Below are 14,257 nucleotides of genomic sequence, written 5' to 3'. Positions count from 1 at the left end.
GTCGTTGCATTGGATAAATAGTGTGTTAGCTCTAATTTTAGGCTGGTTTTTCTGCTTGTGACTGTTGTAGGATCCCCCCTCATTTCAATGGTGATTAATTTTGAACTCACCAGCGAATGACTTGATTACAAAATAATAAATAAAAATAACAGCAATAATAAAGCACCCGAGAGCGACCCGCTTCCGGAGGTGTTACTGGTACTACACGCAGATTCAGGAAAATAAAACATGAAGGGCATTACTACCACAGAGAAGGGCGATATGGCCCTGCTCCAGTGGTGCATGTCTGCTTTTAACGTTATCGAACATCCGCAAGAGGGAATTTATATTCTCCTGGAAGGATCGATGAAGTGGCAGGACTGTACCGATACCTATGAATTATCCCCCAACGAACTTCTGTTCGTGCGCCGTGGCAACTACGCGGTCTGTACCGGTGACGGCCCCTGCCGCCTGCTTTGGCTACCTCTGTCAAACTCCTTTTTGCAAGGCTTCTTGCAACGTTTCGGTTCACTGTTGAGTGAAGTCCCCCGGCTGGAGGGGATGGCCCCCACGCTGTTGCCGTTTCACTCATCCCCCTTGCTGACCCAATGTATTCAGGGACTGCGCGGGTTGACCGAACATGAACATCCCCCCGCACTGGCCCAATTACGCACCGAAGAGTTGCTGTTTCTGCTCGCTTTTGGCGAACAGGGGCCTCAACTGATGTCTATTTTGCGCCAGCTGAGCAATCGCCAGGTCGAGCGGTTGCAACAGTTTATGGAAAAGCACTATCTGATGGAGTGGAAGCTCAGCGAATTCGCCAAAGAGTTCGGTATGGGATTGACCACTTTCAAGGAGCTGTTTGGTTCGATATATGGTGTTTCTCCGCGAGCCTGGATCAGTGAAAGGCGGATCCTTTTCGCTCATCAGTTATTACTCAATAGTGAAATGAGCATCGTCGATATTGCGATGGAGGCCGGTTTCTCCAGCCAATCCTATTTTACCCAGAGTTATCGTCGTCGTTTTGGCTGTACGCCAAGCCGAGCCCGACACGGCACAGATTAACGCCGGACTAAAATAATCTGACGTTTTTTATAAGCCGCGGAGCGAGGCAATGGATAGAATAGCCAGCATATCGAAACATCATTCCATTATTGCCCGCAGCAAGATGAGCAAGGCATAGCATGAGTCAGCAAGATCACCATTCACCTAACCAGGGCCTGTTTGCAGGTCGTCGGGTTACCGTTGTCCAGCCAGATACCCTGAGTCGGGATCGTCTGGTCGGCCAGCTGTCCGTGCTCCGTTATCAGGATGCCGGCGTGATCACCTCGCAGCAGATGGCCCTGTTGCAACGACTGTTGCCAAGAACCCGACTGGAGAGCCTGTTGGGCTCCATCTGGTTTCAGCGCCGTCTCGATGCCGCGCTGGCGGTCTCGCGTGAGGAGCTGCAACAGATCTTGCGGCTGGCAGGCAGCGAGCGTTGTGACTGGATGCAGCAGCTGGGGGACCGCATCAATCTGGCGGATCGTCCCTTGCTGTGGCACTGGGTGCTCTATCCCTTGCACCGCTGGTGGGTTCAGCGTCTTGAACCACTTTACGGCGCCTGGCTTAACGAACTGGAGCAGTTGCAGGTGATGCGCCGCCAGCTCAATGCCCAGGCTGTGTTCTGGCAGACCGTGGTCGATGTACCGGCGGATCTGGAGAGCCGGATCGCCGATCAGCTTGAGCAGTTGAACCAGCGCGAGCAGGAGCTAACCCGGCTGCAGACTGATTGTGAGACACGTCTCCAGCTGGCCTGGCCTGCCTGGTATGCGCAAACGAGCAAGGAGGGGGACCCGGTTCACCTGATGCCGGTACCGCTCGAGCTCGGCACATTCTGGCATGCCCTGCAGGCTCTGCCCCATCAGGATGAGGCAGCCCTAACCCTGCATGAGTGGCTGGCCGGCCGGGGCATTGCCCTGGGTCAGGATCACTTCTACTGGCAGCCTCCTGCGCCCTAGATAGCCCGAGGAACTATGCAAACGCTACTGAATCGATTGGCCGCAAACCTTGGCCAAGGGCCTTTTATTGCCGACGCACAGGGAAAGTACCATCTGCGGATCGATGGTTATCCCCTCTTTCTGACCCCCAGAAACGGTGAATTGCTGCTGAGTACCCCGCTTGCAAGCAGCCAGAGGAATGACGCTGAGGCCCATGATCCGGCGCTGCTAAAGCGTCTGTTGCAACAGGTGGTGGCCTGGGGCCGTCATGCCCCCCATGCCCTGGTGCTGGACGATCTTGGCAATTTGCAGCTGGAGGCGCGGCTCGCGCTGGAGTGGCTCGACGAGGCGCTGCTGGCGGAGCGCCTGAGCCAGCACATCGCCCTGCTGGAGCGGTTGGAACCCCAATTGACCGAGGCCGCCTTGGCCCCCCAATGGAGACAGATGATATGGCACCCTTGAGTGTGCAACCCCTGCTGCGTCCCCTGTTGTGGATCTGCCTCGCCGTGATGGCGTGGCAGCGTCCCGCCATGGCACAGGAGCTGGACTGGGTGCCCATGCCTTACAGCTATGTGGCAGAAGGGGAGAGTCTGCGCGACGTGCTGGTCAACTTCGGTGCCAACTACGAGGTCTCGGTGGTGGTCAGCGACAAGGTCAACGATCAGGTCAACGGTCAGTTTGAGCATGACGAGCCGCTCGCCTTTTTGCAGCAGCTCTCCTCCCTCTATAACCTGGTCTGGTACTACGACGGCAATGTGCTCTACGTCTTCAAGAACAGCGAAGTGCAGTCCCGTCTCATCAATCTGGAGCAGACTGGCGCAGCAGAACTCAAGCAGGCGCTGCAACGAGCCGGGATCTGGGAGCCCCGCTTTGGCTGGCGCCCCGATGCGGATAACCGGCTGGTCTATGTCTCCGGCCCGCCCCGTTACCTTGAGCTGATCGAGCAGACCGCGCTGGCACTGGAGCAACAATCCCAGCTGCGCAGCGAGAAGACCGGGCCGCTGGCCATCGAGATCTTCCCCCTCAAGTACGCCTCGGCGACCGATCGCTCCATCCAGTACCGCGATACTGATGTGGCGGCGCCTGGTGTGGCGACCATTCTGGCCAAGCTGCTGAGCGATGCTGGCGTGCAGATGGTCAACGGCGAGGGTAGCAAGGCCGCGACGGCCACCTCCGGTCAGGCCATCGTGCAGGCCGATCCTTCCCTCAATGCGGTGATCGTGCGCGATGCTCCGGAGCGGATGGCGATGTACGGCAAGCTGATCGCCGCGCTCGACAAACCGGCGGCCCGCATTGAGGTAGCGCTCTCCATCATCGACATCAATGCCGAGGATCTCTCCCAGCTGGGGGTGGATTGGCGAGTGGGGATCCGTACCGGTTCCAACCAGCAGGTGATTATCAAGACCACCGGCGATCGCAAAGGAATTGAAGGGGGCGCTGCGCTCGGCAGTCTGGTGGACTCCAAGGGACTCGACTATCTGCTGGCCCGGGTCAACTTGCTGGAAAACGAAGGCAATGCCCAGGTGGTCTCCCGCCCGACCTTGCTGACCCAGGAAAACACCCAGGCGGTGATCGACCACAGCGAAACCTATTACGTGAAGATCAGCGGTGAGCGGGTGGCCGAGCTGCAGGGGATCACTTACGGCACCATGTTGCGGATGACCCCCCGGGTGATCCAGATGGGTGACAGACCCGAGATCAGCCTGAGCCTCCACATCGAGGATGGCAACCAGAAACCCAACAGTGCGGGGGCCGATGGCATTCCCACCATCAGTCGCACCGTGGTCGATACCATCGCCCGGGTCGGCCACGGCCAGAGCCTGCTGATAGGCGGTATCTACCGCGACGAGATGAGCGAGAACCTGAGCAAGGTGCCCTTCCTTGGTGACATCCCTTATCTGGGGGCGCTGTTCCGTAGCAAGGACACCCAGACTCGTCGTTCGGTGCGGCTCTTTATCATCGAGCCTCGTCTGATTGATGACGGTATTGCCCACTATCTGGCGCTGGGCAATGGTCAGGATCTGCGAGCCGGGGTGCTCGGGGCTGATGAGATCTCCAATCAGAGTCTCTCCCTTGGCAAGGTGCTGGGGGGCGCGCAATGCCAGCCGCTGGCTGCAGCCCGCGATGTGCAGCAACTGCTGCGTCAGGGGGGCAAGAGCTCGTCTCTCACTCAGTGCCGGATGGGCAATGAGCTGGGGTGGCGTCTGGTCGAAATGAACAAGGATCAAAAATGTACACCGGCCGCCAGCTGGTGCGTGCAGGCGGGCAATGAGGGCGCGACCCGATGAGCTGGAAGTGCCGCGTATATCGCGGGCTCAACCGCGGGGTAGAAGTTCCTCTGCCAGAGGGGCGTCTGGTCATAGGTTCCGATCCCCTCAAGGCTGATCTGGTGCTGGTGGATGAGGGGATGGCCCCCGAGCATCTGGTACTGCTGGTGAATGGGGAAGGGATCACCCTGCAAGCCTGGGCGGACGGTATTACCCCGACTCAGGACGGTGTCGCCCTGACCGCGGGAGAGACGCTCAGGGCGGGGACGCGACTGGAGGCAGGCCCGCTGCTCTGGAGCTTCTGTGACAACAGTCGTTCGCTACCCGAACAGCTTGAGGCACTGGCGGCGGTGGTTGCTCCTTCTCGTGCGCCGCGGCGGCGGGCAGCGGGCGCCGATGTCTGGATGGGGGTCCTCTGCCTGAGTCTGGTGGTCGCCGTGGTCTTGCTGCTCGGCACGGGCTGGTGGCATGGCGCCGACGAGAACGAATCCGCCCGCAGTGAGCAGGCATTGAAGCGCTTTCTGGCCGCACCAAACTACCGTCAGGTGGTGCTGAACAGCAGTGACCCCGAGCTGTGGCAACTCTCGGGTTATGTCGATGAGAACAGCGCGCGTCTTGCCTTGCAGCAGTACCTCGACAGCAAGGGTTTCAGCTACCGGCTGGAGCTGCGCACCATGGAAGATTTGCGGCAGGGTGCCGGCTTTATCTTGCAGAAGCTGGGTTATGAACAGCTGCAGATCCGCAATGGCAAGGAGCCCGGCTGGCTCAAGCTCAGTGGTGAAATTCAGGGGCAGGATGGCAAATGGAGCACCATTGAATCTCTGCTCAAGCAGGAGGTACCCGGCCTGCTGGGGATTGAGAATCAGGTACAGATTGCCGGGGCTTATCGCAAGCGCCTCGATGCCTTGCTGCAGGAGCAGGGGCTGGCTGGGACATTGCGGGTGCGCGAGGCAGGTGGGCGACTCGAACTCTCCGGCCAGCTGGATGAGCGCCAGCTCAGCCAGTTTCAGCAGGTCAATCAACAGTTTCGCCGAGAGTTCGGTACACACCCGACGCTGGAGCTGATCAACCAGACCAGAACGCCGCGTCAGGATGAGCTGGAGTTCGATGTGCGCAGCGTCTCGTTTGGCCGGGTGCCTTATGTGGTGCTGGCAGACAACCAGCGCTATCCGGTTGGGGGCGCAACCTCCAGCGGCGTGCGGGTGCTGGCTATTCGCCCCGATGCGGTGGTGGTGAGCAAGGGCAAGCAGCAATACATCGTCAAATTAAAAGGAGCCGAGCGGCATGATGACCAGTTTGGAAGCGCGACTGTCCGGCGCTGATCCCGCCTTTGCCCGTGAGCTGCATGAGCAGCTTGTTCAGGCGCAGGGAGAAGTGAAACGACAACTGCTGCGCGGGGGAACCCCGCAACAGTATCGGGAGTGGCAACAACAGGCCGACGCCATCGAGGCGGGGCTCACGATCATTGGCAAGATAAAGGAGCACAACCATGGCTGATTACTTTACCTATACGGACAAGAACAGTAACACCCTCGATCAAGTGGCAGAAAACCTTTCTGGTCAGGCCAACACCGCCAACACCGAGGTCAACAAGGCCATTGAGGCGATGAAAACCAATCCGGATAACCCGGCGCTATTGGCCGAGCTGCAGCACAAGATCAACAAATGGTCGGTGATCTACAACATCAACTCCACCGTGACTCGGGCCATGAAAGACCTGATGCAGGGTATTTTGCAGAAGATTTGATGATGAACCCTGAACTCAAGCGACAACTGGCCGAACTTGCGCTGGCTGGTACCGGCCACCATTGTCACCAGGAGGCGGCCACCATCGCCGACTGGCTGGCTGGTGCGCCGGAGATAACCGAATGTGTAACGCTCATTCGCCTCTCCTCCCTGATGAACCGGGGGGATTACCAGGCCGCTTTGCAGCTTGGTGGCGAGCACTGCACACCGGATATCGAACCCTGGCTGGCCCTGTGCGAGTGGCGGCTTGGTCGGCAGGAGGCGCTGGCTGCACGGTTGCTGCGACTGGAACAGAGCGGTCAGCCAACCTTGCAACAGTTTGCCGCAGGCCTGCGCGAGCAGATGACCTCATGAAAATTGAAGGCAGCGATCAGCTTGGGGGAGAGCAGCCGTTGCGTCAGCCACCCCCGCCCGAATCCATGGCCCAACGCCAGTTCGAGCGACTGCTGGCCAAGACCCCCGAGCCGGATCTGTTCGAACGCTGGCAACAGGGGACACCCCTTGAGGGTTTGCTGGCCGGTGTAACACCAGCCGCCAAGCGTGAACTGCTCTGGCAGATCTACCAACAGGGCGACAAACCGGCGCCGGAGATTGGCAAGCAATTGTTTGCCCCGGTCACCGACAAGCTGATCGCGCGTTTTGGCGAGCGTCAGTCGCCGGTGGTGGATGCCATCGATCTGCCGGAGCTGCGAGCCACCATGCGGGAGTTTGACCCCCTTGCGTCGCGGCGGGAGAAGGTGTTGCTGAACTTGTTGAGCGAGCTCAGGGACGGGCAGGGCGCCGTGCCTGCGGGGCATCAATTTCTCGATGCACTGGCCCGGCGCGAGCTGATGACCCTGATCCCGCTCAACGGCATGGTAGACAATCTGATGCGCAATTCGCACAAACTTGATCTGGAGGCGTGATGGAAATTGCACAGTCTGCCCAGGCGGTGGTAACCAGCCTGGATGAGTTGAAAGCGGTGGATCTCTCCTCGCCCCATGTCGCCAGTTTTGAACAGGCGATGGGGAGCACATCCCAGGGGATGGGGAGCTCTCTGCTCGGGGAGCTGGGGGAGTTGAAGCAGCAGTTTGTCGAGGCCAAGCAGAGCCTGCAAGCCGAGCTGGCCACCCCGGGGGATGATCCCAACAGCCTGATGCAGATGCAGTGGTCGCTGATGCGGATCACCATGCAGGAGGAGCTGATTGCCAAGACAGTGGGCAAGATGAGCCAGAACGTAGAAACCCTGTTGAAGACCCAGTGAGGTAGTGTGAAGAGATCGATGCTGATGGGGGTGCTTGGCGCCTCGTTGCTGCTCAGTGGCTGCAAAGTGGAGCTCTATACCGGGGTCACTCAGAAAGAGGGCAACGAGATGCTGGCGTTGCTGCAAACCGAGGGGATCGCCTCGGACAAGCAGCCGGACAAGGATGGCCGCATCAAGCTGCTGGTGGAGGAGTCCGACGTGGCGCAGGCCATCGAGACCCTCAAACGCAAGGGCTATCCAAAAGAGAGCTTCTCCACTCTGCAGGATGTGTTTCCCAAGGATGGCCTCATCTCCTCGCCCACCGAGGAGCGGGCTCGCCTCACCTATGCCAAGGCGCAGGAGATCTCCAACACTCTGTCGGAAATAGACGGCGTGCTGGTGGCTCGCGTCCATGTGGTGCTGCCGGAGGGCAATGAAGGGATCAGCAAGAAACCCTCTCCCGCCTCGGCCTCGGTCTTTATCAAGCATGCGGCGGATATCCAGCTCGATACCTACATTCCGCAGATCAAGCAGTTAGTCAACAACAGTATCGAGGGGCTCGCCTACGACCGGATCAGCGTGGTGCTGGTGCCCTCGGCGGATGTGCGCCAGAGCCCGCTGATGCCGCGCAATACCTCGCTCTTCTCCATTGAAGTGAGCGAAGGTTCAAAGTGGCGGCTGGGCGGCCTGATTGCCCTGTTGCTGGCGCTGGTGGTGACCAGCAACCTGGCGCAATACATGTGGCACCGGAGCCGGAGTCGCGGATGACGGTCGGTTTGACCCCCTATCAGCTGCGCTTTTGCCCGGCCAGTTACCTCCATGAGGCGCACCTGCCCTCATCCTGGGCGCAGGTGCCCAAACTCCTGCCCGAGTGGCGAACACTGACAGCCAGTAACGGCGCTCTGCTCGAGGCGCTGGCGCTGGGGATTGGTTATGAGATGCCAGTGCCTCTGGGTGGATTGGCGCTCTTTCCCCAAAGTGAGTTGGTGCTGTTGTTGCGCCGTTTGGGGGCCGTGCTGCACGGCGAGGCGATCCGTCACTGCTTGCTGGCACCAACGCTGCGCCAGATCATCGCCCTGCTGGGGGAGGAGGGGCACAGAGCCGTACTCTCCCAGCTCGACTTGTTGATCGGCCCCTGGCCCGCTGGCTGGCAGCAGCCTCTGCCCGCTCAGCTCGATGAGGGGGGGCTGGAAGAGGCGGGCTTGCAGTTCTGGCTGGCTGCGGCCGGGGCAGGCTACCCCGACTGGGCTCGCCGTCTCACCCTGCGACTTCCCCCTGCGCCACCCGGACCATCATGGCCTTTGGCGGCTGATCAGCTGCCACTGGCCCGGGCGCTTTGTCTCAAGATTGCCAAACAGGTAACCCCCCAATGCTGCCATTTGTTGAAATAAAGAGTGACCATCTGCAACTGGCGCCAAGCCAGCGTATTTTGCGTAGCCAGGATTACCTCTCCTACCTGAGCGCACAGGAGCTGGTAGAGGCCGCCCGCGCCCAGGCGGCTGATATCGTGGCGGAGGCCCGCGCCGTCTATGAAGAGCAGAAGAGCCTTGGCTGGCAAGCCGGGATTGATGAGGCACGGCGCGAACAGGCGGTGCTGATCCACCAGACCCAGTTGCAGTGCCAGGGGTACTATCGCACCGTGGAGCAGCAGATGAGCGAGGTGGTGCTGCAGGCGGTGCGCAAGATCCTGCACGATTACGATCAGGTGGCGCTCACCCTCAAGGTGGTGCGCGAGGCGCTCTCGCTGGTGAGCAACCAGAAGCAGGTGACGATACGGGTTCATCCCGAGCAGGTGCAGGCGGTGCGCGACCAGATTGCCCGGGTACACAAGGATTTCCCCGAAATCGGCTATCTCGAGATCTCCGCCGATGCCCGCCTCGATCAGGGGGGCTGCATTCTCGAGACCGAGGTGGGGATCATCGACGCCAGCCTCGATGGCCAGCTGGAGGCGCTCTCCTTCGCCATGAGCTCGGCGCTGGAAAAGCGTGGTGAACAGCAGGCCCGACTCGCCGGGGCGAATACCGCGGTTGAATAAGGCGGCTGAATATATGGCCGGCTACGTGAGAGAACATTCATCTGACAAGTCCCGCCGGTTGTTACCTGCGTAAAACAAAACCGCCCCGGAGATCTGGGGCGGTTTTTTATTTGCTGACACAGAGACGAGCCGTGGGCGACATAAGGGCTCAGCGATAGCGGCCACGTACCGAGCTGCTGGCGCGGCCGGCCATCTTGATCAGGCTCTGGCGGGTGTGCAGGTGGCAGAGCGCGACGCCGAGGGCATCTGCTGCATCCGCCTGCGGGGTGGCGGAGAGTTTCAGCAGATGGGTCACCATATGCTGCACCTGCTCCTTGGCGGCGCCGCCAGTGCCCACCACTGCCTGCTTGATCTGGGTGGCAGAGTATTCGCTCACCGGCAGATAGGCGTTGACCGCGGCGACGATGGCGCTGCCCCGGGCCTGTCCCAGTTTCAGGGCCGAGTCGGCGTTGCGGGCCATAAAGACCCGCTCGATGGCAAACTCGGTGGGTTTGAACTGGGTGATGATCTCGCATACCCCGTCATAGACCTGCTTGAGGCGCTCCGGCAGCTCGCCGCAATCGGTGCGGATGCAGCCAGAGCCCAAGTATTCGGCCTTGCCGCCCACGACCCGGATAACCCCGTATCCGGTGATCCGTGAACCCGGATCGATGCCCAAAATAATGCTCATGGGTGTTGATTGCTCTAAACGCGAGTGATGGCCGCCAAGATAGCAAACTGTGGCCCGTTTGGCTGTATGTCCCGGGTCAAGCGGGTAAAGATTGGCCAGCCTGCGTCGGGCGTGGCTACCCCTTGAACAATTCTATGGTGTCGCCATCCTGCAGGCTGCCGGCACCGCGCACCACCACCCGATCCCCCTGCTTGAGGGCGCCGCTCACCGCTACCTGCTGGCTGTCGCCAAACAGCACGGTGACCGGCACCCGATTAACCTTGAGCGACTTGCCGCTTCGCGCCACCTGATAGACCACGCTGCCATCGGTGCCGAGCACCAGAGCGTCACGGGGCAGCAGCATGCTCTGCTGATCCCCCAGTGGCAGGGCAACCCGTACCGGCGAGCCGATGATGAAGGTGCCCGCTTCCGGTTTGAGGCGCAACTCGATGAGGCGCGACTTGGGATCGGCGCTGGCGGCTCGCTGGTAATAGACGCCGTGACCGCTCAGCTGCTCCCCCTCCACCCGCAGCCGGGTTTGCGGCGCCAGCTGCTGGGCCCAGAGGATGGGGGCCTGCAGGCGGATATCCGGCTGATCCGGGTTGACCAGCTCCAGCGCCTGCTCGCCAGCGTCCACATGCTCGCCGGGCTGGATGAAGTGGTTGTTCACCACCCCATCGAACGGGGCATAGATGTGGCTGCGGCGCAGCTGTTCTTCAATCTGGTTCACCTGTATGGCGGCCAGGCGCTCGGCCAGCGCGGCCTGCTCCACATCATAACTGGCCTTGTCGTACTGGCTTTGGGAGGCGCTCTTTTGCTGGTGCAGCCGGGTGATCCGCTGGGATTCGGCGCGAGCGAAGCGCAGGTTGCTCTGCCATTTCGCCTGCTCGGCGCGAGCCTGCTCCAGCGAGAGGCGCAGCGCCGTACTGTCGAGGCGCAGCAGCTCATCTCCTTTTTTGACCCGGCTGCCAAATTCGGCGATCCACTCCACCCGGCCGCTCACTTCGGCGCTGAGCGCCGCCTGCTGGCGACTCGCCACCGTGCCGCTGACCCAGATATTGGCGGCCGCATCCCCTTGGGTCACATCCGCCAGGGTCACCATCTTGCCCTGATCGGCCATTACCGGTAGCGCGCTGCCTGCAATCAGCGCAGCGCCAGCCAATATTCGGGTGATCATATGTGTCATTGATGAGCTCCTTGCTCAGGCCCGCTGGCGCAGGGGTTGTGGGATCGCCACCTGCTCCCCGAGACGCAGGAAGGCAGGCAACAGGATCAGGGTAAACAGGGTGCTGCAACTCATGCCGCCGACAATGACGGTGGCGAGCCCGCGGTAAATTTCGCTCCCCTCGCTCGGGCTCAGCATCAGCGGCAGCATGCCGAAGATGCTGGTGAGACTGGTCATGGCGATGGGACGCATCCGGCTTTGCAGGGCATCGGCCACCGCCAGCTGGCGGTTCATGCCGCCCCGCTCGGCGGTGCGGGTCTGATGCACCAGCAGGATGGCGTTGTTGACCACCAGTCCCAGCAGGATGACAAAGCCGATGATGGTGAGCAGATCCATCGGCAGCGGCACCAGCAGCCCGCTCAGTTGCAGCGCCAGCACGCCGCCAACCGAGGCAAGGGGCAGGGTGAGCAGCACCAGCAGGGCATCCTTGAGGGAGGCAAACACCCCCCACAGCAGCACCAGCAGGATCACCACGGCGAACAGGAAGATGGTCCCCAGATTGTCGAGCGCCTGTTGCAGGCTGTCGGCGTTGCCGGCAATGCGCAGCTCGCCACCGGCGGGCAGCAGGGGGCGGATGGCGGCAAAACTGCGGTTTTTCAGGGTGTCGATCACCTGCTCCATGGTCATGCCCGCCGGAGGGACTATCTGCAGGCTGATACTGCGCCGCCCATCGGCCCGGAAGATGCTGGCCGGGCCCATGTCGTGCTCTACCCGCAGCAGTTCGCCAAGGGGGACGATGCGCCCGGAGGGGGTGGCTAGCGGCACTGCCTTCAGTTCGTCCGGATTGGCGGAGCTCTGCCCCATCAGCATGATGTCGAGCCGCTCCTCGTCATCGAAATACTCGCCAACCCGCAAGCCGTCGCCAAAGGTCTGGATGATGGTGGGCAAGGGCGTGCGATCCCAACCCACTTCGGCGAGACGCCGATCTTGCGGCACCAGTTTGAGCTCGGGGGCGGTGAAGTCGAGACTCGGCTCGGGTCGGATCTGTGCTCCCGGCAGGTCCTTGCTGAGGATCCCCATGCTGGCTCGGGCCGCCTGATAGAGCTCGGGCAGGTTACCCCCCTGCAGCAGCAGGGAGACGCCGTTTTCGCTGTCAAAGCCGCCAAACAGCGACCCCTGACCGCCGAACACCCGGGTGTCGGGAATACCCACCAGCAGCTGTTTCATCAATAGGCTCTCCAGCTCCTTGATACGGTTTTCGTCTTTGGGGCGCACGCCAATCTGGGCGCCCCCCGGGTAGCGCAAGATGTAGTAGTTCTTGAGGGCAGGCTCTTTCTCCCCCTTCATGTAGGGGGCGAGGCGGGCGATCAGGGTATCGATCACCTCTTCGCGCTGGGCCTTGAGGTTGACCCCGGGGGTGAAGTTCATCCAGACATCCACCGCGTCCCGTTTCACGTCCGGCAGATAGTCCATCTTGGGCAGCAGCGCCCAAGTGGCCAGTGCCGGCAGACTCATCATCAGGGTGATGACCGTCCAGCGCTGGCGTGAGGTCGAGGTCCAGCGGATCACATGACGAGTGGTGCGCTGCCACAGCGACTCATAGGGATCGGTCAGTGTTTCATGTCCCATCCAGCGCGCCGCCACCGCAGGCAGCACGATGACGGCGACCAGCATGGAGACTGTCACGGCGCAGGCGATGGTGAGCGCCAGATCGGCAAACAGCTGACCCTCCACATCGTTGAGCAGCAGCACCGGCAGGAAGATAGCAACCGTGGTGAGGGTGGAGGCGACCAGCGCCGTCCACACCTGACGGGTGCCTTCGAGCGCCGCCTCCGCCTTGCTCAAATCCCCCCGCTCGTGGCGTCGGTAGATGCTCTCCAGCACCACGATGGCGGCGTCGAGCACCATGCCGACGGCAAAGGCGATGCCCGCCAGCGAGATGATATTGAGGGTGCGATCCATCACCTTGAGCAGGCAGAAGGTGAGCATGATGCTGATGGGGATGGCGAGGGCAATCATCAGGGTCGCCTTGAGCTGGCGCAGGAAGAGCCAGAGGATGGCGCAAGAGAGCAGCACCCCGAGCCCCAGGTTGGCGGTGACCATGCTGACGGCGCGATTGATGTAGAGGGAGGCATCGAATGACTGCTCCATGTGCAGCCCGACCGGCTCCAGCACCTCCCGGTTGAGCTCGTTCACCCGGGCCTTGATCGCCTCAAGGGAGGCCAGGGCATTGGCGCCGCTCTCCTTGAAGATCTGGGCAGCGATGGCGGTATTGCCGTTCTGGATCCGCAGCACCGGGTTCTCCTCCCGTGCGACCCTTACCTCCGCTACATCCCGCAGATAGATGGGCAGGCCATTGCGCCAGTCCACCACCTTGTCCCCCAGCGTCTCGACATTATAGCGACCGGCGAAGCGCAGCTTGTACTCCCAGCGACCGATGTCGAGGGTACCGGCCGACACGTCCCAGCCGGTGGTGGCACGGCTGGCCAGTACCGGTATCTCCACCCCCAGCTCGGCGGCGCGATAGGGGTCGAAGCGGATCTGGATCTGGCGCTCGTTGATCCCCTCGACTGCGACCGTCGAGACCCCTTCAATGCGCTCCAGCTCGGGTTTGACCCGCGCCTCGATCAACGCCTGATGATCATCGATCACCCCCTTGGCGCCGGGCAGCTGCTGGATGAAGAAGAAGGTGAGGGTGTCGTTGCTGCTGTAGTTGTTGACGTAGGGGCCGCCAATCTTGTCCGGCAGTCCCGAGACCCGGTTCAGTCGCGAAATCACATCGAGTTGGGCCCGCTGCATGTCGGTGCCGAGGGCAAACTCCATGTCGATTTCGGTGAAGCCGGGATAGCTGTTGCTGACAAGGCTCTTGAGCCCTTGCACCCCCTGCATCTCCTGCTCGATGGGGTCGGTGATCTCCGACTCCATCTCTTGCGGCGAGGCGGAACGCCAGCTCACCGAGATGTTGAGGTGTGGACGGTCGATGTCGGGGAACAGCTGGATCGGCAGTCCCCGGATGCTGAGCAGGCCCAGCAGGAAAATCAGCACGATCGAGACCGCCACCCAGATGGGGCGTTCGATCGCCGTTTTGGCGAGGTTCATTCACTCTTCCTGAGTTGTTATTGGCCATTCCGCTGGCCTTGCTTCCAAAGCCCCTGCAACAGGGACTCAAGCATTTAACTGGAATTCTCCCGGCTTGTAAATGCATGGTTAACAAA

16 protein-coding genes are annotated in these 14,257 nt (G+C 61.2%); 13 read left to right on the top strand and 3 right to left on the bottom strand.

Annotation, left to right across the window (positions count from 1 at the left end):
- Positions 1–228 precede the first annotated feature (228 nt).
- The 13 genes from I6L46_RS10430 (at position 229) to ascL (ending at position 9,228) form a co-directional block, all read left to right on the top strand.
- On the top strand, positions 229–1,044 hold the full coding sequence (locus tag I6L46_RS10430; RefSeq protein ID WP_019446814.1) for an AraC family transcriptional regulator: 816 nt from the start codon (positions 229–231) through the stop codon (positions 1,042–1,044).
- A 119-nt stretch (positions 1,045–1,163) separates the two neighbouring features.
- A complete protein-coding gene (exsD, locus tag I6L46_RS10425) occupies positions 1,164–1,979 on the top strand; it encodes a type III secretion system negative regulator ExsD (protein ID WP_005334544.1) in 816 nt (271 codons plus the stop codon).
- A 15-nt stretch (positions 1,980–1,994) separates the two neighbouring features.
- The gene (gene ascB / locus I6L46_RS10420) at positions 1,995–2,420 is read left to right on the top strand and encodes a YscB family type III secretion system chaperone AscB (protein ID WP_017411838.1); all 426 of its coding nucleotides are present in this window, start codon (positions 1,995–1,997) and stop codon (positions 2,418–2,420) included.
- Positions 2,393–4,246 (top strand): SctC family type III secretion system outer membrane ring subunit AscC, encoded by a 1,854-nt coding sequence (ascC, locus tag I6L46_RS10415; RefSeq protein ID WP_167555771.1) that lies wholly within the window; start codon positions 2,393–2,395, stop codon positions 4,244–4,246. Before ascB ends, ascC begins: the two co-directional genes overlap by 28 nt.
- Entirely contained in the window at positions 4,243–5,547 is a 1,305-nt protein-coding gene (ascD, locus tag I6L46_RS10410; protein ID WP_216975366.1) for a SctD family type III secretion system inner membrane ring subunit AscD, read from the top strand. The genes ascC and ascD overlap by 4 nt, the downstream gene beginning before the upstream one ends.
- Positions 5,510–5,722: an EscE/YscE/SsaE family type III secretion system needle protein co-chaperone gene (locus tag I6L46_RS10405; RefSeq protein WP_005334536.1), complete on the top strand. Its 213-nt coding sequence runs from the start codon at positions 5,510–5,512 to the stop codon at positions 5,720–5,722. The genes ascD and I6L46_RS10405 overlap by 38 nt, the downstream gene beginning before the upstream one ends.
- Complete coding sequence (ascF, locus tag I6L46_RS10400) at positions 5,715–5,972, top strand: type III secretion system needle filament protein AscF (protein WP_021229954.1); 258 nt, start codon at positions 5,715–5,717, stop codon at positions 5,970–5,972. Before I6L46_RS10405 ends, ascF begins: the two co-directional genes overlap by 8 nt.
- On the top strand, positions 5,972–6,325 hold the full coding sequence (locus I6L46_RS10395; protein ID WP_216975364.1) for a YscG family type III secretion system chaperone: 354 nt from the start codon (positions 5,972–5,974) through the stop codon (positions 6,323–6,325). The genes ascF and I6L46_RS10395 overlap by 1 nt, the downstream gene beginning before the upstream one ends.
- Positions 6,322–6,876, top strand: coding sequence for a YopR family T3SS polymerization control protein (locus I6L46_RS10390; protein WP_040065222.1), 555 nt, complete (start codon positions 6,322–6,324; stop codon positions 6,874–6,876). The genes I6L46_RS10395 and I6L46_RS10390 overlap by 4 nt, the downstream gene beginning before the upstream one ends.
- Positions 6,876–7,214 (top strand): SctI family type III secretion system inner rod subunit AscI, encoded by a 339-nt coding sequence (gene ascI / locus I6L46_RS10385; RefSeq protein ID WP_005320806.1) that lies wholly within the window; start codon positions 6,876–6,878, stop codon positions 7,212–7,214. Before I6L46_RS10390 ends, ascI begins: the two co-directional genes overlap by 1 nt.
- 6 nt (positions 7,215–7,220) lie before the next feature.
- Positions 7,221–7,961 (top strand): SctJ family type III secretion inner membrane ring lipoprotein AscJ, encoded by a 741-nt coding sequence (ascJ, locus tag I6L46_RS10380; RefSeq protein WP_179831119.1) that lies wholly within the window; start codon positions 7,221–7,223, stop codon positions 7,959–7,961.
- On the top strand, positions 7,958–8,584 hold the full coding sequence (locus I6L46_RS10375; protein ID WP_216975362.1) for a SctK family type III secretion system sorting platform protein: 627 nt from the start codon (positions 7,958–7,960) through the stop codon (positions 8,582–8,584). The genes ascJ and I6L46_RS10375 overlap by 4 nt, the downstream gene beginning before the upstream one ends.
- Complete coding sequence (gene ascL / locus I6L46_RS10370) at positions 8,563–9,228, top strand: SctL family type III secretion system stator protein AscL (protein WP_216975359.1); 666 nt, start codon at positions 8,563–8,565, stop codon at positions 9,226–9,228. Before I6L46_RS10375 ends, ascL begins: the two co-directional genes overlap by 22 nt.
- 148 nt (positions 9,229–9,376) lie before the next feature.
- On the opposite strand, the gene ruvC is transcribed toward ascL, so the two are convergent.
- From ruvC to I6L46_RS10355, 3 genes are all read right to left on the bottom strand, one after another.
- Positions 9,377–9,898, bottom strand: coding sequence for a crossover junction endodeoxyribonuclease RuvC (gene ruvC, locus I6L46_RS10365; protein ID WP_005334512.1), 522 nt, complete (start codon positions 9,896–9,898; stop codon positions 9,377–9,379).
- A 115-nt stretch (positions 9,899–10,013) separates the two neighbouring features.
- Complete coding sequence (locus I6L46_RS10360) at positions 10,014–11,063, bottom strand: efflux RND transporter periplasmic adaptor subunit (RefSeq protein ID WP_216975358.1); 1,050 nt, start codon at positions 11,061–11,063, stop codon at positions 10,014–10,016.
- Positions 11,064–11,078: 15 nt separating this feature from the next.
- Positions 11,079–14,141, bottom strand: a complete 3,063-nt coding sequence (locus I6L46_RS10355) for an efflux RND transporter permease subunit (RefSeq protein WP_216975356.1) — start codon at positions 14,139–14,141, stop codon at positions 11,079–11,081.
- Positions 14,142–14,257: the final 116 nt, after the last annotated feature.

The sequence above is a fragment of the Aeromonas sp. FDAARGOS 1416 genome (assembly GCF_019048085.1).
In the GTDB taxonomy this organism is placed as follows: domain Bacteria; phylum Pseudomonadota; class Gammaproteobacteria; order Enterobacterales; family Aeromonadaceae; genus Aeromonas; species Aeromonas veronii.
Note: the sequence above shows the minus strand (reverse complement) of the source record. Positions and strands in the feature narration are given on the sequence as shown.

Excerpts from the sequence above, each read along its gene's own strand:
- I6L46_RS10430 (WP_019446814.1), top strand. The coding sequence starts at position 229 with ATGAAGGGCATTACTACCACAGAGAAGGGCGATATGGCCCTGCTCCAG.
- exsD (WP_005334544.1), top strand. The coding sequence starts at position 1,164 with ATGAGTCAGCAAGATCACCATTCACCTAACCAGGGCCTGTTTGCAGGT.
- ascB (WP_017411838.1), top strand. The coding sequence starts at position 1,995 with ATGCAAACGCTACTGAATCGATTGGCCGCAAACCTTGGCCAAGGGCCT.
- ascC (WP_167555771.1), top strand. The coding sequence starts at position 2,393 with ATGGAGACAGATGATATGGCACCCTTGAGTGTGCAACCCCTGCTGCGT.
- ascD (WP_216975366.1), top strand. The coding sequence starts at position 4,243 with ATGAGCTGGAAGTGCCGCGTATATCGCGGGCTCAACCGCGGGGTAGAA.
- I6L46_RS10405 (WP_005334536.1), top strand. The coding sequence starts at position 5,510 with ATGATGACCAGTTTGGAAGCGCGACTGTCCGGCGCTGATCCCGCCTTT.
- ascF (WP_021229954.1), top strand. The coding sequence starts at position 5,715 with ATGGCTGATTACTTTACCTATACGGACAAGAACAGTAACACCCTCGAT.
- I6L46_RS10395 (WP_216975364.1), top strand. The coding sequence starts at position 5,972 with ATGATGAACCCTGAACTCAAGCGACAACTGGCCGAACTTGCGCTGGCT.
- I6L46_RS10390 (WP_040065222.1), top strand. The coding sequence starts at position 6,322 with ATGAAAATTGAAGGCAGCGATCAGCTTGGGGGAGAGCAGCCGTTGCGT.
- ascI (WP_005320806.1), top strand. The coding sequence starts at position 6,876 with ATGGAAATTGCACAGTCTGCCCAGGCGGTGGTAACCAGCCTGGATGAG.
- I6L46_RS10375 (WP_216975362.1), top strand. The coding sequence starts at position 7,958 with ATGACGGTCGGTTTGACCCCCTATCAGCTGCGCTTTTGCCCGGCCAGT.
- ascL (WP_216975359.1), top strand. The coding sequence starts at position 8,563 with ATGCTGCCATTTGTTGAAATAAAGAGTGACCATCTGCAACTGGCGCCA.
- ruvC (WP_005334512.1), bottom strand. The coding sequence starts at position 9,898 with ATGAGCATTATTTTGGGCATCGATCCGGGTTCACGGATCACCGGATAC.
- I6L46_RS10360 (WP_216975358.1), bottom strand. The coding sequence starts at position 11,063 with ATGACACATATGATCACCCGAATATTGGCTGGCGCTGCGCTGATTGCA.
- I6L46_RS10355 (WP_216975356.1), bottom strand. The coding sequence starts at position 14,141 with ATGAACCTCGCCAAAACGGCGATCGAACGCCCCATCTGGGTGGCGGTC.